Consider the following 24,357-nt stretch of genomic DNA (forward strand, 5'->3'; position numbering starts at 1 on the left):
AGAAATGTTAAAATGATGGTGGAGGTGAGCTTGTTTATGCTTGCTACTATGGAAATTATCGACATTTTACAACAGGCTGACGGATTAGCTGAAATAATCCTTCATTCTGAAATAGGAGAAGAATATCTCCTTAGTTTATATAAATTACAGAGCGACAAAGTGGCACAGCAGAAGATTTCAAAGTTTACCTCTTTAAAGGATCTGTTTGAAGATGTTCAAAGGTTCGGTAAATATCATCCGGACTACAAACGTATCAATTTAGAGACTAGAGAAGCTAAACGAGATATGGATATGCATTCTACCGTTGCCCAGTTTAAGAGGGCAGAGACGGAATTGCAATCCGTTCTTGACGAAATCAGCGGTCGAATTGGCCGGGCAGTTTCTGAGCAGGTTAAAACCCCTGCGGGAAATCCATTTTTTGTATCTTCAGGTGGATGCTCAACTGGAAGTTGCGGTACTGGTGGAAGTTGTGGATGCTCTGCTTAATAGGAAAAAGCCTGGTCCTTCCAGGCTTTTTTTTTATAGCAGTGTTAACTTCTAAACAAGATGCAGTCCGGACAGAGATTCCCACAGCAAAACATCTTTTGTTGTGGTACATAAAAACGGTGACGGAATACAAATAATTGGTTTTCCTGCCGGACGAAAATGGTTTCGCAATGGAGTTGCTTGCCTCGCATTGAACGGCTTGCTGCTTTTTTTATTAAGAGAAAGAGATTATTTTTTTCGTTTTCCTTCTGAGAATAATGAATATATATAAATGGAATGCCCGTAATTTTTTTTAGCGAGGCTTGGCTTATCTCTTCATTATCTACTAGATGTCCGATAAATTGATTCCAGATTGGGTCTAAATCCATCTCTTTTTCGGCTCCTTTCTTATTATCTATATTCATAATAGTAAGAGAATTTAGTTTATAATCTTTTTTTCTTGGTTGAAAGTACAGATTCTGCTATGCTAAACTTAGTTAAAACCTTTATAAAAGGGAGTTATTGATATGCTTGGAGCGAGACAAGGAATTATCGTCTATTTACATACATTAAAACAAGCCAAAATGCTTAGGAAATTCGGGAATATCCATTATGTTTCAAAAAAATTGAAATATGTAGTCCTTTATACAAACATGGATGAAGTCGAACCACTGGTAGAAAAGCTGAATAATTATTCGTTTGTAAAAAAAGTGGACCTATCTTATAAGCCTTTTTTGAAAGTGGAATTTGAAAACTCCAAACCAGATAAAGCGAAAGAATATGATTATAAGATGGGAATTTAAAAAAAGCTGACTCATGCCGAGTCAGCTTTTTTAATTCGGGACATTTATTTTTCTTCAACCTAATGGAGGCAGATATCTATTCATTCGTAATATACCAATCAAATGCTGATAGTATAACTCGATTTCTGCAAAGAGGACCGAAGATTTTACATCGATTTCAATAATGGATTTATCTAGTTCCTCTGCTAGTTTCTCAAAAAGCTCATAGCGTTTGTTTACGGTAACATGAGGGTTCGGAATTCCTTCACGGCAAATATAAAGCGGCTGGAATTTCCCTGGATCTGTAGGTTGCATGACAATAACTAATGAAGTTACCTTTTTATCATTTATCGTAGTGTGTAGAGACAAAAGCCTTGCAACACGATGCTTTTGATTGCGTCCTACTTCAAGCAGCTCATATATATCAGAATATCCTTGTCCAAGTTCAATAAAACGTTGAATCAATTAAACCTCTCCTAACTAACTTATTATTCATTACTTTATCATTATCTCCTTTAAAAGAGAAGGACAATTTCATTGTCTAATCATGACAAAGCCCCACGAGTAATGGAGGTTTATCAAAAAAAAAGCCCTGCAAAAATCTGCAGGGTCCTTCTATGTCTAACTTAGGACTAGAAGGCAAAGGGAGAGGAGAAACCGGAGGAAGAACTTATGGGGAAACGTAAGCCTTCTCCGCGGTTGGCAACAACACCTAATAAGGAATGTTGTTATTCACATTATTGCCAAATACAACTTAAATATTCAAAATGTAAGAGATTTATAAAAAGAATGGATGAAGAATAGGTGTTGTAATTGGGTGTAGGAAAATATAATTTGATGTTTGACTTAGGAAGAAGGAATTGGCTTTTATTATTGGCTAGCTTTTTCTAATATGTTAGGATAGGAAAGTAACAGAAATTTGTCATAAAATGTGGTGAGAATGATGAGGGTCGTTTCTGGAATTTGTAAAGGAAGACCACTAAAGGCTGTACCGGGAACAGGAACCCGGCCGACTACGGATAAAGTTAAAGAATCCATTTTTAATATGATTGGTCCTTATTTCGAAGGTGGGCTCGTACTTGACTTGTTTGCTGGTAGCGGTGGACTAGGAATTGAAGCATTAAGCAGGGGAATGGATAAAGCCATATTTGTAGACCGAGACTTTAAAGCAAATCAAACGGTTAAGGCAAATTTGGAGATATGTAAGTTTTCAGACCGTGCAGAGGTTTACAAAAATGATTCAGAACGTGCATTGAAAGCTTTGGTGAAAAGGGAAATAACTTTTCAATTAATCTTTCTTGATCCACCTTATAAGAAACAAAAGCTTGTAGATTTACTTGAAGAAATACATAAAAACCGATTGCTAAGCAATACGGGGTATATTGTTTGTGAGCATGGCCATGATGTTACATTGCCTGAGCAAGTTGGCGACTTTACTGTTAAGAGAAAAGAAGTTTATGGTGTCATTGCTGTTACGATTTATCATTGGGGGAACGTAAACGAACAGGGGGAACTATGAATGTCAAAAATAGCGATTTGTCCGGGAAGTTTTGATCCAATCACATTTGGTCATCTTGATATCATTCAGAGGGGAGCGAATGTGTTTGATGAGGTATATGTGGTCATTGTGAACAATTCAGCAAAAAATTCATTGTTTACTGTAGAAGAAAGGCTGGAGTTAATTACAGAAGCAACGGCTCATATGCCAAATGTTAAGGTGGATTTCTATCAGGGACTGACGGTCGATTATGCTGAAAGCGTTTCCGCGAATGCGATTATCCGAGGATTACGGGCGACTTCTGACTTTGAATATGAAATGCAGGGAACTTCAATGAACCGTTTCCTGAACAATAACATAGAATCGTTCTTTATCATGACGAAAAATCAATATTCTTTCTTGAGTTCAAGTATCGTGAAAGAGGTTGCGAAATATGGCGGTGATATTTCTGAACTAGTGCCTCCTGTCGTCCAAAAAGCCTTGACTAAGAAGTATGAGCAACAAAAAGAATAGAAAAAAGAGCATTGCCGACCTAGGCAATGCTCTTTTTTCTATTTAAGAAAGTCCTTTGAATAGTCGTTTGGCGAATATCATGATGTAAAGGGTTAAAAAAGCGAGGGTTAACAACGGGCCAAAATCAAGCATATTCTGATAAAGAGAGCTTGCACGTTCACCTGTCGATCCACTGACTGGGAAGGCATTGAATGGGTTGCCGCTGTAATTATTGCCTTTATAGAATGGCCCCCAAAGTAATACAGTGAAAATGGATGCAAGAAAACCATGTGCAATTCTAGCTAGAAAAAATGGCATGAACCGAATGTCTGATGCGGCTATAATACTGGCTACTTGCGCCTGAATGCTGAATCCATTGAAAGCTAGGATGAAACTTGTCATTACAGTCTGCTGAAGGAGGCTCGCATTTTCGACTGAACTGGTTAATTTTGAGCCAAGAGTCATTTCAAACAACCCTGAAATAAACGGGAGGCTTAAAGAATCAGGGAAATTCATAATATGTAATATTCCTCCGACCCACGAGGCTAGCAGTCCGGTAATATTCATATGAAATAAAAGTTTATTGACTACCGAAAAAAGAATGATGAATCCACCGATCATTAGAAGAGTTTGGATGGAGGATAGAACAGCATCTCCAAGCAAACTTCCAAATGGTCTCGTTTCTTTTAGCCTGGTTCGATGCATCTGGCTAAAGGCTTGTCTAATGGAAGGTAGTTTGGTGATTCCTTTCGACTGGGACTTTTCCTCTTTCCAACGGTAAAAGCGCATTAAAATTCCTACACAAAAATTTCCTAGGTAATGGGAGAGTGCAAGGATGATACCTAATTGAGGATTATGGAAGAACCCTACAGCAACGGCAACAAACAGGAATAATGGATTTGATGAATTAGTAAAGCAAACAAGTCTTTCAGCCTCAATGCGGGTCACCTGTTTCTCTTGACGAAGCCTTACGGTGAATTTGGCTCCGGCTGGAAACCCAGAGGCAAGTCCCATCGCCCAGACAAAACCGCCCACTCCGGGTACTCGAAATAAAGGGCGCATGAACGGCTCGAGTATGACTCCAATGAATCTGACAACACCAAAACTGATTAATAACTCTGAGAAAATTAAGAAGGGTAGGAGAGAAGGGAAAACAATTTTCCACCACATATTCAGCCCACCTTTGGAAGCTTCAAAAGATTCCTGGGGGAAAATGATTAAGCCAATTGTCATCATCGTGACGGTGAGAGCTAATAATACTGTTTTAGATTTTGATTTAAGCAAAGTTCAGCCTCCTCTTGAAGGGATACTAAATAAGGGCAGTTCGTTTCGTATATATAAAATACGAACTTCCTTTTCTCGAAAAGTAATGCACAGTATGGGTTATCGATTGTAAAAACATGATAAAATGAAGATACTAAGTACTAGAAATGGCTGTAATATTTCAATTTCATTACATTGGGAGTCTTTGTTCGTGCTACCATGCTTGTTTCACTGTCAATATAAACAATATGCTTCTATAAATCTGTTTAAGACCATAACTTTGTATGAGTGTTATTTCAATATTTTGAACTTCTTACAGAGAGGGGGGATTTCTTTGTCAAAACCAAAGATTGGGCTTGCACTTGGGTCTGGAGGAGCAAGAGGCTTTGCCCATATTGGCGTGATAAAGGTGTTGAAGCAAGAAGGCATTCCGATAGATATGATTGCAGGAAGCAGCATGGGGGCGATGGTTGCTGCCTTTTATGGCGCAGGTTCAGATATTGAGAGGCTCTATAAGCTGTCGAGGGCTTTTAAACGAAAATATTATTTAGACTTTACAATACCTAAAATGGGTTTCATTTCAGGTAAACGGACAAAAGATTTAATTAGGGTATTTACATATGGAAAGAAATTTGAAGAACTTGATATTCCTGTAGCAGTGGTTGCTACGGATATAAAAACTGGAGAAAAAGTCATTTTTCAGGAAGGTCCTATTGCCCCTGCTGTCAGAGCAAGCATCTCAATTCCTGGCATCTTCATTCCGGAAAAAATCGGAAATAGACTTCTTGTCGATGGAGGCGTTGTTGACAGGGTTCCTGTTTCTGTAGTGAAGGATATGGGAGCGGATATCATAATAGGAGTAGATGTCGCTCATGTTAAACAAGATATGGAGATAAACTCTATCTATGATGTTATCATGCAAAGCCTCGATATCCTTCAAATGGAATTGGTTAAAAGCAGGGAGTTTGCCTCAGACGTCATGATCCGCCCTAGGGTTGAGAAATACAGCTCGAAATCATTTACAAACATACAGGAGATAATTAGTATTGGAGAAGAAGCTGCAAGAGGAAAGATCGATCAAATTAAGCAAAGCATTGTTACTTGGAAGGAGTCATTTGAAGATGAACCGTAAAATGTATGTACGCACTTTCCTGGTGGCCGCTATACTACTGATAGCATCTGCTCTTTATACCCTACCTTATTATGTGTCAAAACCAGGAATGGCTAAAGAATTAGAGCCAATAATTGAGGTTTCCGGCGGTGATGAAGCGGAAGGTAGCTTTATGCTGACCACGGTAAGGATGGGCAAGGCTAATATTTATTCCTATATGCTGGCAAAGTGGAGTGATTATCAGGAAATTTATCCGGAGACATCGATTCGTAGCGAGGATGAAACCGATGAAGAATATAATATTAGGCAGTTGCATTTAATGGACGGTTCTAAAAATAATGCAATCCAAATAGCTTATGAAAAAGCAGGGAAAGAAGTGGATTACGAGTACTTAGGTGTATATGTTTTGGACGTGCTAAAAGGAATGCCAGCTGCAAAAGAACTGAAGGCGGGCGATCAAATCATTCAGGTGGATAATGTGAAATTTAAGTCCGCAGAGGAATTCATGGATTACATTAATGGGAAAAAGGCTGGAGACGAAGTTGAATTAGTGTATAAGAGGGAAGAGACAGAGAAAACAGCTCATCTCTCGTTGCAGTCTTTTAAAGATGATCCAAGTAGGGTTGGGATAGGCATTTCTCTCGATGATAATCGAAGGGTCACAACGAAACCTGCCATCGCCATAGATTCTGAACAAATAGGTGGTCCTTCAGCTGGATTGATGTTTTCTTTGGAAATTTATAATCAATTAACAGAGGGAGATCTCACAAAAGGCTACGATATTGCGGGGACAGGAACGATGTCAGATGATGGAATAGTCGGCCCAATAGGAGGGATTCAACAGAAAATTGTCGCTGCCGATAAATCCGGAGCGGAAATTTTCTTTGCGCCAAATGAAAACGGAGCAGCTGGCTCGAATTATGAAGACGCATTGGTTGTAGCAAAGGACATTGAAACAAAAATGAAAATTGTCCCGGTTGACAATTTTGAAGATGCGTTGGATTATCTAACGAAATTAAAGGAAAAAGAAGAATAAAAAAAGCGCAAGCAGTTCATCTGTTTGCGCTTTTTTTTGTTAAATTTCGTCAAAAACACTGTTAACCGGTATTTTCTTTATTTAATAATAATTGGTGATTCGTATTCTCGTTTCATTAAAGAAGCTTGATATGGTTCAGGTAAGCCCAATGCATATACCTGTGCCGCCCGTAAGTCCGTTTCAATGCCATGCTTTTGATATGCTGATAGTTTAGAGATGAGCGGAACCGGCAAGTCTTTCTTGACGGTGCGAAGGTACTCCTGCCCCTGGGCATTCATGCCAAGGAGTCTGATATAAGAAGGTAGATCATTGTGTATCATTTTTCCCTTTAAGGTATGTGTGAAAATATGGACGCACATCCGCTGGAGTCGTGTCCAGGTATAGCGCTTTGTCTTCATTGCGGCCATGAAGTCTGAAAAGGTTGCAGCTTGTTTTGCCATTTCCTTAAATCGGTGCTCAATGCCTTCTTCGATTTCGTAAATTTCTGCCAACTCCATTAGTGAAGAGGATAGAATCCGGTATTTCAACATAGGCCAATACATTTCCCAGTCATGTAAGGTACGGTAGGTCGATAAATAATGCTCAAGGCCGATTCTTGTTGATTGTGGAATATAGCCAGCAACAGCCTCCAATTCCTGTTTTTGTTCCATGAGGGCTTTCCGGATTCCTGTTGCACTTGCTATCGACTCGGAAGTCAACTGTGTTTCATGGTATCCGGCCGCAACCCGTTTAATCGTATAGGGTTGAATTGAAAAACTGTTTTTTAGGGCAACACTAACATATTCTTTACCAAGAATATTATTTGGCTTCGTCAAATCCAGCACATCATCATTTTGGATTATCGATTGAAAAGCCAAGGAGGCACTTGTCGGATAGCTGTTACCGGCATCCATGGCCGATTTAATGGCTGCATCGATTGCTACAGAATTGTCAGAAAGAATTTTATGAGCCATTATGAATGGTTCAATTCGGCCATCCTCGCTTCCAAAGCAAAAAGAGTCGCAGCCAAGGTATTCCAAAAGAGAAATCGAGCCTTTTGCAAAGATCTCCGCCTTCTGGGTTGCAAAGGCATAGGGAAGCTCGATGACAAGGTCAATGCCGCCGCGTAAAGCCATTTCCGCCCTTGCCCATTTACTGACAATAGCAGGTTCACCGCGCTGTAAGAATGGTCCGCTCATAACCGCTACCACGACATCTGCCCCTGTATTTTCTCTACTTTCTCTAGCATGTAAAACATGTCCATTATGAAAAGGGTTATATTCGACTACTAAACCGCAAGCTTTCATTCCTTCACCTCAGAGAAAAACTTTGTATTTTTTCAACTTAGTGCTAAAATAGTATTTCAAGTAAAATTACTATAATGATTCTTCGTGATTTTTTGTTTAAAATGAATCATAAACTTGGATAATCAGTTAGGATGACTACATTATAGTGTAAAGAAAAAATATTGACAAACTTATAATTGAAAGCTATAATTATTTTTGTTGCCTTGAGGTGATTTCATTTGAAATGGACGATTAGTCAACTTCAAAAAATTCGGGACAAAGATTTACGGTTTGATGAACTAGTGGATGTCTTAGACATTAAGGAAAGAGACCCGCAAATTCGCGATGTTTCTCCGATTAGAGTAGCAGGAAGAGCTGATATCAACTCGACCGAGATTACTTTTCACTTGCATCTTTCAGGTGAATTAACATTACCATGCTCCCGTACACTGGTAGACGTGAAATATCCGATTGATATTGATACAAAGGAAACCTTTCTTTTAAAGGCAGATGACACTGATTTCTACGGAGATGATGTCACTGTTGTGGAAGGCGATGTTGTAGACCTTATACCGGTAATTAAAGAAAATTTATTGCTAGAAATTCCGATGCAGGTTTTTTGTGAGGATGTCGATTCGAACGAAGCTGCTCCTCAATCTGGGAAAGACTGGGCTGTTATTTCTGAAGAAGAAAGTAAACATAAGGTTGATCCGAGATTTGCAAAGCTTGCCGACTTTTTTGACAACAATAAAGAATCTTGATTGGAACGAAAAATCGTTAATTCGATTTTTCCAGCTTTTTTATATTTTTTAAGGAGGTGGGAATAATGGCTGTACCTTTTAGAAGAACGTCGAAAACTGTAAAAAGAAAACGTCGTACACACTTCAAGCTTCAAGTACCTGGTATGGTAGAATGCCCAAGCTGTGGTGGAATGACTCTTTCACATCACGTTTGTAAAGAATGTGGAACATACAAAGGAAAAGAAGTTGTCGCAAAATAATTTCTTGACCTACTTGAAAGCTTTGCTTTCTTGATGCAACACGCTAATCAAAGCACAGAGATATTTCTCTGTGCTTTTTTTACCAAGATTTTTGGCAGAATATTTAGAATTTTTTGCAGATTGACAGACAATTTATTGGAGAAGGTGTTTACATGAATCAAGTGCTAATTGTTGAAAAGGATGTACGCGGTTACATGAAGATTTTATTTAATAGACCGGAAAAAAGGAATGCTGTGAATTATCAATTAATGGACGAACTTGAGGCGGTTTTGTCAAAAGCGGCAAGCGACGATGAAGTAAAGATGCTGGTCCTGACAGGGGCAGGCTCTCAGGCATTCTGTTCAGGTGGGGATCTAAGCGAGTTTCATGACCTCTACACAGAGGAAGAGGCCTTTACCATGTTATCAAAAATGGGTAAGATTCTTTATACACTAGCGGTTTTTCCAAAACCTACACTAGCACTTCTTAATGGGAGTGCTGTCGGTGGCGGGTGTGAAATAGCGACTGCTTGTGATTTTAGATTGGCAAAAAGTGGAGTGAAACTTGGTTTTGTACAGGGGACACTTGGGATTACGACAGGATGGGGCGGTGCTTCGCTTTTACTTGAGAAAATACCAGAGCAAAAAGCGCTGAAACTATTGTTGGATGCAAAAATACATAAAGCTGAAGTAGCCAGGGAATTTGGTTTCGTAGATAAGATAATCGAAGAAGATACGAATGGATGGGAAGAATTTGTAGAAGATTTACTTCGTCATGAGACAGGAGTACTGATGGCTTATAAAAAATTATTGGTCAAGAAATGGAAGGATAGCGGGATAAAAGGAAGAATGGAAGCGGAAATTCGTGAATGTGCTAAACTATGGGCGACTGATGCACATCATGCTGCAGTCGATCGGTTTTTAAACAAGAAAAAATAAATGTTACACCCTCTATATTTCTTCTATCTTTCCTAGCATGTGCATATTATGAAGTAAAACTTGCTGGGAGGTAGAGAGATGTCACTTACGAGACAAGATGCATGGACACAGGATGAGGATTTGTTGCTGGTTGAAGTGGTATTAAGGCATATTCGAGAAGGCAGTACACAGTTAAGGGCATTTGAAGAAGTAGGGAAGCAGGTATCGAGAACATCAGCCGCTTGTGGATTTCGTTGGAATTCTTTTGTAAGAAAGCAATATAAATCAGGAATTGAGCTGGCCAAAAAGCAAAGGAAAGAACAGGCTGTAAAGGAAACCGATTTTGAAACGGAAACTGTAGTAGCAGAATTCAAGACTATTGAACAAAAGACAAACGAGGAAAGGGAAAATGAATCTATTACCCTTCAGGAAGTTATATTATATTTAACGAAAATGGATGAATTAATCCAACTTGATAGTAAGGAAAAAGAACAAATTTCTGAGCACTCACTTTTACTTGAACAGGAAAATGATCGTTTACAGGATGAAAATAGACTGTTGAAAGAAAACTTGAAAGTGGTAGAGGAAGATTATCGTGCGTTAATGCAAATTATGGAGCGGGCTAGAAAGCTCAGTGTGCTAGAAGACGAAAAGGCGAATCCGAAAGTTAGTTTTCAAATGGATAAAAACGGAAATTTGGAAAGGGTTAATAAATAAAAAAAGCGGGTGGAAATATCCGCCCGCTTTTTTTATCACCTTATTCTTGTGTATCTATGTTTATGTTCTCTTCTTGTTTGACAAATGGGCTCCAAATTAGCGGGTTTTCTCCAAGGTCCCGGTCCATATCATAGGAAACAGCAGAGAAATCCATTTTTTTCCAAAAGTCTTGTGAATGAACTCTTGGGTTCGTTTTGATTGGCATGTTCAGACTTTTAGCGAATTCAACTAAAGCTCTTCCATAACCTTTTTTCTGATAGTTAGGCAAGACTTCAAGTTTCCAAAGAACGAGGAAGTCTCTTGTATTATCAAAATACTGGTCAAAATTAGCACTTTTTTTGTACAGACTCATCCTTGCTACAAGTTTGTCACCATAAAAGATACCGTAAAAAGGTGATTGGCTGTCATTTTCAATGATGTTACCTTCTAAATCATCGAGCATTGACAGTTCCTGTATCCCGTATTCTTTGAATTTTTTGAATTCCTCAAGCGTTTTAAAATTTACAAGTAATCTCTCCACCTTGTATTCCATAAAAAAGCTCCCCCTTAATTCTGATAAACCTCTTCCAACAATACCTTTGAAAGTACCTCAATGCTAAGTTATCATGTGGAATTCCAGCTTAAGGCATAAATCTAGTGTGGCATCAATCGATTCATCCTTGCTGACTAAATGCTTACAGCCGAGTATCCCCCGCCCTTTTTCCTTCGATTTCTCGTCGGCTTAAGACTGGAGGTATCTTTTGTTCCTATAAAGTCAAAAAAACGGCTCGGCTTTTATATCTAATATACCATTAATTTATCTCATAAAGAAGGAAATAAAACTTAGGCTGTCGTATTTATAATTCGCTCCCCTTATTTTTATAGCGAGCGGAAATGAGCATGGGGATAGCGATGCAGGGGTTTCTTCGATCGAGAGGAGGAATCGCCGCAGGTTAAAAAAGAAAATGTGTTAAAATAGTAAATATATATCAAAAAGTAAGGAAGGTTATTATGAGAATTGGAATCATAGGGGGCGGGGCAATCGGTTTGTTGTTCGCATCTCGTTTGAGTGGGAATCATAGTGTTACTCTTTATACTCGTACAACGGAACAAGCATCCATTATAAATCGTGATGGTCTGTGTTTTATTGAGAATGGGGAAAGCCGGTTGCTAACAGGGATAGTTTCGAAAGCTATGGAAGAAGGTACATCGAGTGAAGATCTTATCATAATAACTGTTAAGCAATATCACCTTTCGCAAATCTTACCCGTCATTGAACGAATACAAGTTCCATTGCTATTCTTGCAGAATGGCTATGGACATATATCTTATTTGAAACAGCTGCAATCACCAGTCATCTATGTTGGGGTAGTGGAGCATGGGGCCCTGAAACATGACCAAAATACTGTGGAGCATACGGGACTCGGTATCACGCGGGTGGCATCCTTCAAAGGAAGTCTTGATCAGCTGTCGTTATTAGATGAAAAAATCAATCGTTTTCCTTTTTCTAAGAGTGAGAACTATCACTCTATGCTGATAGATAAGCTGGTCGTTAATGCAGTTATTAATCCATTAACAGCGATACTATCTGTGGAAAATGGAAAATTAATCAGTAATCCCTTTTATTATCAGCTGTTTCAGGCTCTTTTCGAGGAAATTTCTGCTATTTTAGAATTGCCAAATAAGATGGGGTCATTTGAACATGTAAAATCCGTATGCTTTGCAACAGCAGAAAACCGATCTTCCATGCTCAAAGACATAGATAATGGCAGGAAAACGGAAATCGATGCTATTTTGGGTTATATCCTCTCGGAGGCAAAGGGAAAAGAGAAAAGTGATTGCGTAACGGCTTCTCTATATAAGATGGTTAAAGGAAAAGAGTCTCAGGGGGGATGAGGGTGTGCCGAACTTTGTATCAAGTCTTGCTGCGATATTTATTACCTTGCCCTTTATAGGGTATATTCTATTTTTTATCGGTGCTAAACAATTCACTGGAAACCATAGACGATCCGTTCAATTTGCGATGGATATGAGTACATTACTTTTCGTTTTATCAGTCCATTATTTAATTATTACAATTTGGGATATACATATTCTTTGGGTGATCATGCTGATCATGATTGTCAACGCATTTGTTGTTGTTCTTGTCCATTATAAGGTGAAAGAAGAAATCATTTTTCATAAGGTTTTAAAAGGTTTTTGGAGAGTGAATTTTGCCTTCTTTTTCTGCGCTTACCTACTATTATTTTCCATTGGTTTGATTACAAGTATTACGAAGATATTGACTACATAACATAGAACATAACATCAATTTTCTGCTGCTGGGCAACTTCTTTTGTTTTCTTAAAACAGAATGTTATACTCTAAAAAGAATTGTAGTTGCAGAGAAAGGGAGAACAGAAATGGAGATGAAAGATCTCGCGTTACCATCTTTAAATCGTTTTGCATCGGACTATTTACAAAACCGTCTTGAAACTGAGGAGTATTTTCACTATGACCTGTCCAATCCGGACATATATCGTAATAGATACCTTGAATTGATGAACCGTTCGTTTTTACGAGGGGAGTTATCAGATTACATACAACAATACATGTCTCGTTTTCCAAGCAGTGATGCTGTTAATGGAAATATTGAAAGGCTGCGCAGTAACGATTCAGTGGTCGTGATTGGCGGGCAGCAGGCTGGTTTATTGTCAGGTCCGCTTTATACGATTCATAAAGTGATATCAATCATTAAGCTTGCAGAAGAACAAGAAAAAGAACTAGGGAAGTCTGTAATTCCTGTTTTTTGGATAGCTGGTGAAGATCATGATTTAGCTGAAGTCAATCATGTTTATGTGATGAAAAACAATAAACCTAATAAAAAGACATACCCTTCATATCAGCCATATAAAACAATGATTTCGGATGTGGAGCTTGATACGGAAAAGGCAGAGAAGTGGTTCGAAGAAATCATTGAAACTTACGGAGAAACAGCCTTTACGAATAAACTTCTTATTGATATTAAAGAAACAATCGAGCAATCGAACACATTCGTCGACTTTTTTGCCCGTCTGATTCACGAATGGTTCCATGAATATGGCCTTTTACTTGTCGATGCTGGTGATCCGAAACTAAGGGAAATTGAAACAGGCTTCTTTGAATCGATGATTAAAAAAAGTGAACGGATTGCAGAAGTTGTCGTGGAGCAACAATCATATATGCATGCTCAAGGCTATGCAAAAATGATAGAAATGGATAAACAGGCAGCTAATTTATTTTATTATGATACAGATAAAAAAGATCGATGTTTGCTCGAACGGGTAGATGGTATGTTCAGCGGGAAGAACGGAGAGGTTTCATTTTCTGAGCAGGAACTCTTGCAGATAGCCAAAGGTCATCCAGAACAACTAAGCAATAATGTCATTACTCGTCCGCTTATGCAGGAAATGCTTTTCCCGGTATTAGCTTTTATTTCTGGACCGGGGGAAATTGCTTATTGGGCAGAATTGAAACAGGCATTTGAGTTGTTTTCAATGAAGATGCCGCCAATCGTTCCGAGGTTAAACATCACGCTTGTAGAGCGTGGCGTTCAAACTGATCTTGAGGAAACAGAACTCGAGTTGGAGACCGTGTTGACTGAAGGAACCACGAATGCTGTTCGATGTTACCTTGATACTGTGAAGGATGAGACGATTGATCAATTATTCGGGCAGTTGAAATCGCAACTTGAAGATAATCATGAAAAGCTATCAGTGCACGCTGTTTCGTTAGATAGAGGTCTTGAGCCGATGTTGAATAAAAATATCGAATTCATCCAAAAGCAATTGGATTTCATGTATGGGAAAATTGGTGACCGTACTAAGGAACGCCACTCGGTTGTATTGAAAAAGTTTGAACGGATAGCAAATTCGCTGTATCCTCTGGAATCACCACAGGAGAGGATTTGGAATGTTTTTTATTACTTGAATCAATATGGACCAGATTTTGTTCGGGAAATTATGAAACTGGATTATCAGTTCAATAACCAGCACAAATTGATTTTTTTGTAGAAAAACTCACCTGGTTGGATGAGAGTGGTGGGCAAATGATTTTGAACAAAGAGACTCACCTACCTTTAGGAAGAATGGGACTATAAAAATCAGCAGAAAGACAGGCGACCAGCCTGTCTTTTTTTGTTTGTGGCCATTTGGCATGTAAGCCTTCGACAGTATTAGTGTGACTGTGTCTTAGTGTGCGTTAATTCGAGTGAAATGGTGTTGTCTTTAAATAAATTGGCTAAATAAACTTAAGAAGAAAAGAAGGGAATTTTTACTTATAAGGAGAAAGTAAAAACAAGTGGAGAAAGGTGGGGGAATGTGGTACATTGAGATTAGAATGTGGGGGTTGTGGGTATGTTCATGGGAGAGTACCATCATAACATCGATATAAAAGGTCGTCTGATTGTCCCAGTTAAATTCAGGGACAACCTTGGGGAACAATTTGTACTGACCCGTGGACTTGATCAATGTTTATTTGGTTACCCTATGGAAGAGTGGAAGCTGCTTGAAGAGAAGCTGAAAGCCCTGCCTTTAACAAAAAAAGATGCCCGAGCCTTTACCCGTTTTTTCTTTTCGGCAGCAACAGAATGCGAAATAGATAAACAAGGGCGAATAAATATTCCCACGCCGCTTACTTCATATGGCCAATTGGAAAAAGAATGTGTAATTCTTGGTGTTACCAATCGTATTGAGATTTGGAGCAAATCCCTTTGGGAAAACTATTTTTCAGCTTCAGAGGATTCTTTCGCTGAGATAGCAGAAAATATGATTGGCTTTGATATTTAAGGCTGCCCTCAGAAATAGAGTTACTCAATAACCGATTGGAAGGATGTCTAGCATGTTTCAACATACAACAGTGTTATTAAAAGAGACGGTTGATGGATTAAACATCAAACCTGATGGAATTTATGTAGATTGTACTTTAGGAGGGGCAGGCCACAGTGAATACTTGCTCTCACAGCTATCTGACAAGGGCAGACTTTATGCTTTTGATCAGGACGAGACGGCTATTCAGAATGCTAAGGCTAAATTAGAAAGCTATGGAGACCGTATTGTACTCGTTCCTAATAATTTTAAATACTTAAAAGAAGAGTTGAATGCCCGGGGAATCGAGAAAGTGGATGGGATTCTTTATGATTTAGGTGTGTCATCTCCACAATTGGATACGCCAGAGCGAGGATTCAGTTATAACCATGATGCGCCGCTGGATATGAGGATGGATCAGAGTGCTGCTATTTCTGCATATGATGTTGTGAATACTTGGTCATTCCATGAATTGATGAGAATCTTCTTTCAATATGGAGAAGAAAAATTTTCTAAACAAATTGCCAGGAAAATTGAAGCAGCTCGTGAAATAAAACCGATTGAAACAACGTTTGAGCTTGTAGAGCTAATTAAAGATGGAATTCCTGCACCGGCAAGAAGAAAAGGTGGACACCCCGCGAAACGAGTATTTCAAGCAATACGAATTGCTGTAAATGATGAACTTGGTGTCTTTGAAGATTCTTTAGAGCAAGCTATTTCCCTATTGGATATAGAAGGAAGAATATCTGTCATTACATTCCATTCTCTAGAAGATAGAATTTGTAAAACAGTATTTAAGAAAGCTAGTGCCTTGCCTGACCTTCCGCATGGACTTCCAGTTATTCCTGATGAATTTAAACCGCCTATGAAATTAATCACGAGAAAACCAATCTTACCTTCAGAAGAAGAATTGGAAGGGAATAATCGTTCCCGTTCAGCTAAGTTAAGAATTGCCGAGAAACAATAAATATAGAAAAATCAGTAAGGGGGAGCATGAATGAGTTCTATAGCCAAAAAAATGCAAGAACAGCAATATGAAGACCAACAGCAACAACAGACACATCAAACAGTGGTCATCCGTAAAGCGAAGATATCCATTGGTGAAGTAATCTTACTATGTGCCCTTGCTATTATGGTTACATTTTTGGGAGTGAAAATAGTTTCTAACCAAGCGGCCATTTATGAAACGAATAAAGAGATCCAGCAAGTCGAAGTATCAATTGATAAACAGAGTAAAGTGAACGAAGATTTGAAAGTGCAGGTTGATGAACTTAGTACATACGAAAGAATTTGGAAAAAAGCTGAAGAGCTAGGGTTCAAGTTAAATAAGAATAATGTGAAGGGTGTGCAGTGATAATGCAGAAACAAAAAAATATGAAGCATGGAGCAGCCGGATTATTCTTCTTATTCGGCCTGCTCTTTTTTGTATTAATCTGCCGCTTTTTGTATATTCAGGTGACAGGCACAGCCGGTGGTGAGGTACTAGCTTCGAAAATCGACAAGAAATATGAAAGAGAACAGGTCATAGAAGCTAAAAGGGGAAGTATCCTCGATACAAAGGGTGAAGTCATTGCCGAGGATACTTCTTCCTATATTTTAAGGGCTGTACTTAGTGAAAAGGAAACTGAGCATGTCAAAGACCCAGAAATGACGGCTGCTAAACTTGCTAAATATATAGATATGGATGAGCAGGACATCTATGAGCGCCTTACGAAAAAAGAGGCATACCAGGTGGAGTTTGGTAAGGCCGGCAAGGATTTGACTCAGGTTGTCAAACAGAAAATAGAAAAATTGGAACTGCCGGGAATTACATTTGGAAGAACGAATAAACGCTTTTATCCGAATGGAATCTTCGCATCTCATCTAATTGGCTATGTAGAAAAAGATGAGAAAACCGGAGAAATGGCTGGTAAGTTCGGAATTGAAAAGTACCTCAATAAAGAATTGCAGGAAACGGATGGAAAGCTGACATATGACAGTGACAAATGGGGAATTCTTTTACCGGATACGAAGGAAAAGGTGGTAGCTCCGGATAATGGTAATGATGTAATGTTGACCATCGACAAGAAAATACAAACTTTCTTGGAAGATTCGTTGAGTAAAGTGCAAGAAAAGTATGATCCCGAGCAAATCATAGCGATTGTATCCAATCCCAAAACGGGGGAAATTGTAGCGATGGGGCAAAGACCTACCTTCCATCCGACAACGAAAGAGGGGCTTACGGATACGTGGCGTAACCTTGCTATTGAAGAATCATTCGAACCAGGCTCAACCATGAAAACGTTCACCCTTGCAGCTGCTGTGGAAGAAGGGGTCTTTAATCCCAATGAAAGTTTTACTGCCGGCACTTACAAGACGGGAGCGGGCTCCATCGGTGATCACAGCGGAATCGAAAGAGGAAAAAGTATGACCTTTCTTGAAGGTGTACAACGTTCTTCCAATGTCGCTTTTGCGACATTGGCAATGGATAAAATCGGTGCGGATACCTTCCGAGAATATTTGACGAAGTTTGGTTTCGATAATAAGACGGGGATTGATCTGCCGAATGAGATAACTGGTAAAATTCAATATAAATATAAGCTTGAAAAGGTTACAACATCCTTTGGCCAAGGTTCAACCGTTACACCGATTCAACAGATCCAAGCGGCTTCGGCAATTGCCAATGATGGAAAAATGATGCAACCGTATGTGATTAAAAGTATTTCCGATCAGGATACCGGAAAAGTATTGAAAACGACAAAACCAAAAGTATCAGGTGAACCGATTTCAGCAGAGACTGCTAAGCAAGTACGTGACTATTTGGAAACGGTAATCTCTGCGAAAAAAGGAACAGGGAAAAAATATGCCATTGAAGGATACGAAGTAGCAGGGAAAACAGGTACAGCTCAGATTGCCGGTCCAACAGGCCGATATTTAGAAGGGAAGAATAACTATGTATTCTCCTTTTTAGGTATGGCTCCAAAAGATGACCCACAACTGGTCATCTATGTGGCGGTCAAAAAGCCAAACTTAGGTGCCACATATGTAGGAGCGGATCCATTGTCTGAAATATTTAATCCTGTCATGCAAAATAGCCTGCAATATTTAAATATAAAGCCTTCTGATGTGAAAAAACAAACAGCCAATAAAATTGAAGACTATACTAATCAATCTGAGAGTTCTTCTGTTAAGGAGCTGGAACAGTTAGGATATGAAGTTAGTACGATCGGAAGCGGTCGAAAAGTTCTCGATCAATCACCTAAAGCAGGGAGCACCCTCTTACAGGGTGAAAAAATAATCCTTCGAACAGAAGGTGATATGAAAGTTCCTGATATGAAAGGATGGTCCTTACGTGATGTAATGAAATTAGCTAAGGTTGCGAAGCTGGATCTCCAAACTTCAGGAACAGGTTATGTGAGTAAACAGAATATCAAGGTAGGTAAAAAGGTTAAGGAAGGGGACTCTTTCAATGTTGAATTGTCCCAACCAGAAGGCGCTGCCGATAATTTATCAAGTAATGAGAATAAAGGGTCTGATTAAAAATATAGATATTTTAAAAAAGAGGGTGATCCAAATAGATCACCCTCTTTCAGACTGTAGACAAACTCGATGAAAATCGAGTTTGTCTACAGTTTTTTTGAGGGGTTGTAAAAATTCGAACGTTGATTTCCACTCCAGGCACTCGCTTTCCGCGGGCGGTCAGGGAGCCTCCTCGGCGCCTTTGCGCCTGTGGGGTCTCCCTTGGACACGCTTTTCCCGCAGGAGTCTCGCACCTTCCGTTCCAATCAACTTTGTTTTAACAATTAGAAATAAACACTTTTGCCTACAATCTTTTTTGTTTTAAGATAAACGTATTAAAACTTGAGGTGATGAAGAATGCTTTCTAAACATGATTCTATTCAGCGAGATCAACTTGAAATGTTTACTTTGGATCAACTGGTGCCAGCGAACCATATGGTTCGTAAAATTGAGGCAGCCATTGACTTCACTTTCATTTATGATTTGGTAAAAGATATGTATTCAGAGGTAGGTCGCCCAAGTATCGATCCAGTTATTTTAGTTAAACTGACATTCATTCAATATACCTTCGGTATTCGTTCAATGCGTAAAACGATTGAAGAAGTTGAAACAAATATGGCTTACCGTTGGTTCTTAGGTTACGGTTTCCATGATAAAGTGCCACACTTCTCAACGTTCGGCAAAAATTATGAGCGGCGCTTTAAAGATACAGACCTGTTTGAACAGATATTCTATCGCATCTTAATGACAGCTGCCGATAGAAAGTTAATAAGTGCAGAGCACGTATTCGTTGATTCCACACATGTGAAAGCCAGTGCGAATAAGCGGAAATTTGAAAAGAAAATCGTTCGCAAGGAAACACGAGCGTATCAAGGACGCCTTCAAGAAGAAATAAATCAAGATCGTGAAAACCATGGAAAGAAGCCTTTCCCACCGGATAAATTTGATAAGGAAGAAACCAAAGAGATTAAAGAAAGTACAACTGATCCTGAGAGTGGCTACTATGTGAAAGATGAACGAACAAAACAGTTTGCCTATTCTTTCCACGCGGCCGCAGACCGCAAAGGTTTTGTACTGGGAACGATTGTAACACCTGGAAATACGCATGATAGTCATATATTAGAGCCACTTGTTGAACAAGTGATTGAGAAAGTTGGAAAACCCGAAGCCGTTGCGGCAGATGCAGCTTATAAAACACCAGCCATTACAAGCTATCTATTTGGAAAAGAAATTACACCGGCTTTACCCTATACACGTCCTCGTACAAAAGAAGGATTCTATCGCAAACATGAATATATTTACGATGAACATTTTGATTGTTACCTTTGCCCTTCGGGCGAGACTTTAAAGTACTCAACAACAAATAAAGAGGGCTATCGCGAGTACAAATCGCCAAAACACATTTGTGCAACATGCTCATCTTTATCACGGTGTACAGAAAGCAAAGACCACCAAAAAGTGGTGACACGGCATATCTGGCAAGCATATGTGGAAGAAGCAGATCATCTGCGTACTCATCAAGATGTAAAACCTATATATGCGAAACGTAAAGAAACGATTGAGCGTGTATTCGCAGATGCAAAAGAAAAGCATGGTATGCGTTGGACTACTTTAAGGGGACTTAAAAAATTGTCGATGCAGGCGATGCTTACTTTCGCTGCCATTAATTTAAAGAAGATGGCCAATTGGACATGGCAAGGTCCAAAAATGGCCTAACAGAGTGGGCTCGTAGTGCCCCAATATCTTAACCTTGGGCCAAAATTCAAAGGGAATTTCAAAAGGGGTTCGGAATTTTATAATTCCGAACCCCTTTTGTCTACAAACTGAAAGAGGGTGATCCAAATAGATCACCCTCTTTATTTTTTTTGATTGTTTTCTTAGTCTAGCATTGAGTAGACAAGCATATATATTGAAGCATGTATGAAATGGAGGTGCCTGTTTTTGCGTGTTTCAAATGTTACGGTCCGAAAAAGGCTGGCAATCGCATTGGCAGTAGGTCTCATTGTGTTTTTTATCATTGATATCCGCTTAGGGATTGTTCAATTTTATCTTGGGGACAAGTTGACCGGTTTGGCTAAGGATTCCTGGAGCAGGAATATACCTTTCGAGGCCAAACGTGGTGAGATTTTAGATCGGAATGGTGTAGAACTGGCAACGAATATATCAGCACCAACAGTATATGTCATCCCGAGACAGATTGAGAACCCCGGTGAGACGGCGGAACAGCTGGCTTCAATATTAGATATGACGAAGGAAAAAGCTTATCAATGGTTAACGAAACAGGAGATGAGTGTCAGAATTCCGGAAGGTAGAAAGATATCTCATGAAAAGGCAAAAGAAATTAAAGCATTAGGGATAAAAGGCGTGTATATCGCCGAAGATTCAAAGCGTCATTACCCATTTGGGGAATACCTCTCGCATGTGCTTGGCTTTACGGGTTCGGATAACCAGGGATTGATGGGAATTGAATTATCCTATGATAAGGAGTTAAGTGGGGAAAAAGGATTTGTGAAATTTTATTCGGATGCCAAAGGGAAAAGGCTTGAGAATATGGCAGATGACTATAAGCCGCCTGTTGATGGAGATAACTTGAAACTGACGATTGATAGCAGAATTCAGACAATAGTCGAACGGGAACTCGATAATGCAGAAGCGACTTATAATCCTGATGGTCTTATTGCCATTGCGATGGATCCGAATACCGGGGAAATATTGGCGATGTCGAGCAGGCCGACTTTTGACCCAGCTAATTTTCAAAATGTACCCTCTGAAGTGTATAATCGCAATTTACCAGTTTGGAGTATTTATGAACCGGGTTCGACTTTTAAGATCATCACCCTTGCTGCAGCGCTTGAGGAAGGGAAGGTCGACTTACAAAATGAACACTTTTACGATTCCGGGCATGTGGAAGTCTCAGGGTCCACGCTGCATTGTTGGAAAAGGGGAGGACATGGAGACCAAACTTTTCTAGAAGTTGTTGAGAACTCATGTAACCCTGGTTTTGTAGAGCTGGGTAACCGTCTTGGCAAAGATAAGCTGTTTAAATATATTAATGATTTCGGTTTTGGACAAAAAACTGGAATTGATTTAACAGGAGAAGGAAAAGGAATCATGTTTAATATGGATCGGGTAGGTCCAGTTGAGCAAGCAACAACTGCGTTTGGACAAGGTGTTGCTGTAACACCTATTCAGCAGGTCACAGCGGTTTCGGCAGCAGTTAATGGAGGAACATTATATACACCTTACATTGCAAAGGAACTGGTTGATCCAAAAAATGGCGATGTACTAATGAGAAAGACCCCCCAGGCGAAGAAAAGGGTGATTTCAGAAGAAACTTCCAAGAAAGTCCGTGAAGCACTTGAATCCGTTGTTGCGAAAGGAAGCGGTAAAGGAGCATTCGTGGAGTCGTACCGGGTCGGTGGGAAAACGGGTACAGCTCAAAAAGCGGAAAATGGCCGATATTTAGAAAATAATTTTATACTCTCATTTATTGGAGTCGCTCCGGCGGATGATCCGCAAATCGTTGTCTATATAGCAGTGGATAATCCTAAAGGAACGGTTCAATTCGGTGGCGTCGTTGCCGCACCAATCGTCGGAAATATCATGGAAGATTCATTAAGGGCTATGGGTGTAAAGCCGAGGAAAAACCAGATTGAAAAGGAAGCACTCTGGACGGATCCTGTTATGATCGAGGTGCCTAATGTTTTGGGTATGAGCAGGAAAGAGTTGCAAACCCAGCTCATCGATCTTAAACTTGATATTGCCGGTAATGGGGATAAAGTCATAAATCAAGCTCCGGATGCAGGGGTTAAAGTAAAAGAAGGCTCTACAATAAGAATTTATCTTGGCGAAAATACAGAATAAGTATAAAATAATATATGATTAGTTAAGGCGGCTGAAGAATCATCAGCCGCTTTGTTTACGGAGTCGTCTAAACCCCGTATAATAAAAATTGGTTTCTCGACAAGCCAAAGTTAATCACATATAATGAATTCTCAAATTAAGTTGAGAGGGATGGAAAAATGAAGCTTCACAAATTACTATCTTATTTACACTCCTTATTTAAGTATGAAGGAGAAAATCCTGAGATCACCTCCATTGAAAATGATAACCGTAAAGTCAAAGACGGAAGTTTATTTGTTTGTATAAAAGGTTATACAGTCGATGGTCATGATTTTGCCCAATCAGCTGTCGAACATGGAGCTTCGGCAGTGATCGCCGAACGGCCGCTTGACTTGAATGTTCCAGTAATTGTTGTTCGTGATTCAAGCAGAGCCCAAGCGGTCCTTGCCGATGCATTTTTCGGCCATCCGACCCAAAAGGTGCGCTTGATTGGAATTACAGGTACGAACGGCAAAACGACGACCAGTCATTTACTTGAAAAGATTTTCGAGGATCAAAAGGAAAAAACAGGATTGATTGGCACCATGTATACAAAAGTTGCTGACAAGGTGTATGAAACTAAGAATACGACGCCAGATAGCGTTACATTGCAGAAGGCTTTTCATGAAATGACCGAAGCAGATGTCTCAACGGCTATCATGGAAGTTTCTTCCCATGCGCTTGAGCTTGGGCGCGTCCACGGATGTGATTATGATATTGCCGTTTTTACAAATTTAACGCAGGATCATTTGGATTTCCATAAAACCATGGACAGATATAGGCAGGCAAAATCATTATTTTTCTCCCAGCTTGGCAATGCCTACATAGAAAATCGTCCCAAATATGCTGTGCTTAATGCTGATGATGCTGCAACAGAAGATTTCATCAAGGTGACCGCTGCTACAGTTGTTACATATGGAATTGACAAAGAAGCTGATATTAATGCCAAGGATATAAAGATTGATGCAAAAGGCACAGCATTCACCTTGACTGCAGGCAAAGAAGAGCGTGAAGTTCAACTGCAGCTAATTGGTAAATTCAGCGTCTATAATGTTCTAGCAGCCATTTCTGCTGCTCTATGCGCCGGGAACGATCTGGATGAGACCATTAAATCAATTGAGGAAATAAAAGGTGTTGCCGGCCGTTTTGAGCTTATTTCGGCGAATCAGGATTTCCCGGTCATTGTTGACTATGCTCATACTCCGGACAGTCTAGAAAATGTTTTGAAGACAGTAGGGGAATTTGCTGAAAAGAAAATTTTTGTAATAGTTGGCTGCGGTGGGGACCGTGATAAAACAAAGCGTCCAATTATGGCCGAAATTGCTTGCAGATTGGCGTCTGACCCAATATTCACTTCAGATAATCCCCGTAGTGAAAATGCCGCCCAAATCCTGCGGGATATGGAAGCTGGTGTAGCTGGTAAAGAATATACGGTTATCGAAGATCGCAGAGAGGCAATCGATTTTGCTGTTTCCAAAGCCAAAGCAGGCGACGTTATCTTAATAGCAGGAAAAGGACATGAAACATATCAATTAGTCGGTGATGAAGTGCTGCACTTTGATGACCGTGAAGAAGCAGAAAAAGCGATTCAAAGAAGGTTGGGTTCAGTCTGAATCATAGATATTTGACCCACCGGGCAAACATGAAACG

The 24,357-nt window shown here is 39.5% G+C and carries 25 protein-coding genes; 20 read left to right on the forward strand and 5 right to left on the reverse strand.

Annotated features, from left to right (window positions below; translation table 11 throughout):
• The first annotated feature begins 36 nt into the window (after positions 1-36).
• Entirely contained in the window at positions 37-486 is a 450-nt protein-coding gene (locus tag AKG34_RS05840; protein ID WP_053348009.1) for a YlbF/YmcA family competence regulator, read from the forward strand.
• A 44-nt stretch (positions 487-530) separates the two neighbouring features.
• Here AKG34_RS05840 and AKG34_RS05845 read toward each other — a convergent pair whose 3' ends face one another.
• A complete protein-coding gene (locus AKG34_RS05845) occupies positions 531-854 on the reverse strand; it encodes a hypothetical protein (protein WP_053345214.1) in 324 nt (107 codons plus the stop codon).
• A gap of 138 nt (positions 855-992) precedes the next feature.
• Between AKG34_RS05845 and AKG34_RS05850 the strand changes: the two genes are divergently transcribed.
• Entirely contained in the window at positions 993-1,268 is a 276-nt protein-coding gene (locus AKG34_RS05850; RefSeq protein ID WP_048684554.1) for a YlbG family protein, read from the forward strand.
• Positions 1,269-1,322: 54 nt separating this feature from the next.
• Here AKG34_RS05850 and AKG34_RS05855 read toward each other — a convergent pair whose 3' ends face one another.
• A complete protein-coding gene (locus AKG34_RS05855) occupies positions 1,323-1,712 on the reverse strand; it encodes a DUF7147 family protein (RefSeq protein ID WP_053345215.1) in 390 nt (129 codons plus the stop codon).
• A 478-nt stretch (positions 1,713-2,190) separates the two neighbouring features.
• Between AKG34_RS05855 and rsmD the strand changes: the two genes are divergently transcribed.
• A complete protein-coding gene (gene rsmD / locus AKG34_RS05860) occupies positions 2,191-2,766 on the forward strand; it encodes a 16S rRNA (guanine(966)-N(2))-methyltransferase RsmD (protein WP_053345216.1) in 576 nt (191 codons plus the stop codon).
• Positions 2,767-3,258 carry a pantetheine-phosphate adenylyltransferase gene (gene coaD / locus AKG34_RS05865; protein WP_053345217.1) on the forward strand — a complete coding sequence of 164 codons (492 nt, stop codon included), beginning with the start codon at positions 2,767-2,769 and terminating at the stop codon, positions 3,256-3,258.
• 42 nt (positions 3,259-3,300) lie between these two features.
• Here the strand turns inward: coaD and ylbJ are convergent, their stop codons facing one another.
• Positions 3,301-4,521 (reverse strand): dipicolinic acid transporter SpoVV, encoded by a 1,221-nt coding sequence (gene ylbJ / locus AKG34_RS05870; protein ID WP_053345218.1) that lies wholly within the window; start codon positions 4,519-4,521, stop codon positions 3,301-3,303.
• Between the two features lie 313 nt (positions 4,522-4,834).
• Between ylbJ and AKG34_RS05875 the strand changes: the two genes are divergently transcribed.
• Both AKG34_RS05875 and AKG34_RS05880 read left to right on the forward strand, forming a co-directional pair.
• Positions 4,835-5,632: a patatin-like phospholipase family protein gene (locus tag AKG34_RS05875; protein WP_053345219.1), complete on the forward strand. Its 798-nt coding sequence runs from the start codon at positions 4,835-4,837 to the stop codon at positions 5,630-5,632.
• Positions 5,622-6,647 (forward strand): SepM family pheromone-processing serine protease, encoded by a 1,026-nt coding sequence (locus AKG34_RS05880; RefSeq protein WP_053345220.1) that lies wholly within the window; start codon positions 5,622-5,624, stop codon positions 6,645-6,647. Before AKG34_RS05875 ends, AKG34_RS05880 begins: the two co-directional genes overlap by 11 nt.
• Positions 6,648-6,724: 77 nt before the next feature.
• Here AKG34_RS05880 and AKG34_RS05885 read toward each other — a convergent pair whose 3' ends face one another.
• Positions 6,725-7,933 carry a nucleotidyltransferase gene (locus AKG34_RS05885; protein WP_053345221.1) on the reverse strand — a complete coding sequence of 403 codons (1,209 nt, stop codon included), beginning with the start codon at positions 7,931-7,933 and terminating at the stop codon, positions 6,725-6,727.
• Between the two features lie 218 nt (positions 7,934-8,151).
• Between AKG34_RS05885 and AKG34_RS05890 the strand changes: the two genes are divergently transcribed.
• The 4 genes from AKG34_RS05890 to AKG34_RS05905 all read left to right on the forward strand — a co-directional run bounded on the left by AKG34_RS05890 (position 8,152) and on the right by AKG34_RS05905 (position 10,525).
• A complete protein-coding gene (locus AKG34_RS05890) occupies positions 8,152-8,673 on the forward strand; it encodes a YceD family protein (RefSeq protein WP_053345222.1) in 522 nt (173 codons plus the stop codon).
• 65 nt (positions 8,674-8,738) lie between these two features.
• Positions 8,739-8,912: a 50S ribosomal protein L32 gene (gene rpmF, locus AKG34_RS05895; RefSeq protein ID WP_034313929.1), complete on the forward strand. Its 174-nt coding sequence runs from the start codon at positions 8,739-8,741 to the stop codon at positions 8,910-8,912.
• A gap of 152 nt (positions 8,913-9,064) precedes the next feature.
• Positions 9,065-9,829 (forward strand): enoyl-CoA hydratase/isomerase family protein, encoded by a 765-nt coding sequence (locus AKG34_RS05900; protein ID WP_053345223.1) that lies wholly within the window; start codon positions 9,065-9,067, stop codon positions 9,827-9,829.
• A gap of 78 nt (positions 9,830-9,907) precedes the next feature.
• Positions 9,908-10,525, forward strand: a complete 618-nt coding sequence (locus AKG34_RS05905; RefSeq protein ID WP_053345224.1) for an RsfA family transcriptional regulator — start codon at positions 9,908-9,910, stop codon at positions 10,523-10,525.
• A gap of 40 nt (positions 10,526-10,565) precedes the next feature.
• On the opposite strand, the gene AKG34_RS05910 is transcribed toward AKG34_RS05905, so the two are convergent.
• Positions 10,566-11,057, reverse strand: coding sequence for an N-acetyltransferase (locus tag AKG34_RS05910; protein WP_053345225.1), 492 nt, complete (start codon positions 11,055-11,057; stop codon positions 10,566-10,568).
• A 458-nt stretch (positions 11,058-11,515) separates the two neighbouring features.
• Between AKG34_RS05910 and AKG34_RS05915 the strand changes: the two genes are divergently transcribed.
• The 10 genes from AKG34_RS05915 (at position 11,516) to AKG34_RS05960 (ending at position 24,320) form a co-directional block, all read left to right on the forward strand.
• Positions 11,516-12,400, forward strand: a complete 885-nt coding sequence (locus AKG34_RS05915) for a 2-dehydropantoate 2-reductase (protein ID WP_053345226.1) — start codon at positions 11,516-11,518, stop codon at positions 12,398-12,400.
• A gap of 4 nt (positions 12,401-12,404) precedes the next feature.
• Positions 12,405-12,797, forward strand: coding sequence for a DUF3397 domain-containing protein (locus AKG34_RS05920; RefSeq protein ID WP_053345227.1), 393 nt, complete (start codon positions 12,405-12,407; stop codon positions 12,795-12,797).
• A 109-nt stretch (positions 12,798-12,906) separates the two neighbouring features.
• Complete coding sequence (gene bshC, locus AKG34_RS05925; protein ID WP_053345228.1) at positions 12,907-14,535, forward strand: bacillithiol biosynthesis cysteine-adding enzyme BshC; 1,629 nt, start codon at positions 12,907-12,909, stop codon at positions 14,533-14,535.
• A gap of 342 nt (positions 14,536-14,877) precedes the next feature.
• Positions 14,878-15,309, forward strand: a complete 432-nt coding sequence (gene mraZ, locus AKG34_RS05930; RefSeq protein WP_053345229.1) for a division/cell wall cluster transcriptional repressor MraZ — start codon at positions 14,878-14,880, stop codon at positions 15,307-15,309.
• Between the two features lie 52 nt (positions 15,310-15,361).
• Entirely contained in the window at positions 15,362-16,294 is a 933-nt protein-coding gene (gene rsmH / locus AKG34_RS05935) for a 16S rRNA (cytosine(1402)-N(4))-methyltransferase RsmH (protein ID WP_053345230.1), read from the forward strand.
• 30 nt (positions 16,295-16,324) lie between these two features.
• On the forward strand, positions 16,325-16,681 hold the full coding sequence (ftsL, locus tag AKG34_RS05940) for a cell division protein FtsL (protein ID WP_053345231.1): 357 nt from the start codon (positions 16,325-16,327) through the stop codon (positions 16,679-16,681).
• Positions 16,682-16,683: 2 nt separating this feature from the next.
• On the forward strand, positions 16,684-18,846 hold the full coding sequence (locus AKG34_RS05945) for a penicillin-binding protein (protein ID WP_053345232.1): 2,163 nt from the start codon (positions 16,684-16,686) through the stop codon (positions 18,844-18,846).
• Positions 18,847-19,182: 336 nt separating this feature from the next.
• Complete coding sequence (locus tag AKG34_RS05950; RefSeq protein ID WP_053345233.1) at positions 19,183-20,541, forward strand: IS1182 family transposase; 1,359 nt, start codon at positions 19,183-19,185, stop codon at positions 20,539-20,541.
• 225 nt (positions 20,542-20,766) lie between these two features.
• A complete protein-coding gene (locus tag AKG34_RS05955; RefSeq protein ID WP_053345234.1) occupies positions 20,767-22,689 on the forward strand; it encodes a stage V sporulation protein D in 1,923 nt (640 codons plus the stop codon).
• Between the two features lie 158 nt (positions 22,690-22,847).
• Complete coding sequence (locus AKG34_RS05960) at positions 22,848-24,320, forward strand: UDP-N-acetylmuramoyl-L-alanyl-D-glutamate--2,6-diaminopimelate ligase (protein WP_053345235.1); 1,473 nt, start codon at positions 22,848-22,850, stop codon at positions 24,318-24,320.
• The last annotated feature ends 37 nt before the right edge of the window (positions 24,321-24,357 follow it).

The organism is Peribacillus butanolivorans (genome assembly GCF_001273755.1).
Classification (GTDB): domain Bacteria; phylum Bacillota; class Bacilli; order Bacillales; family DSM-1321; genus Peribacillus; species Peribacillus butanolivorans.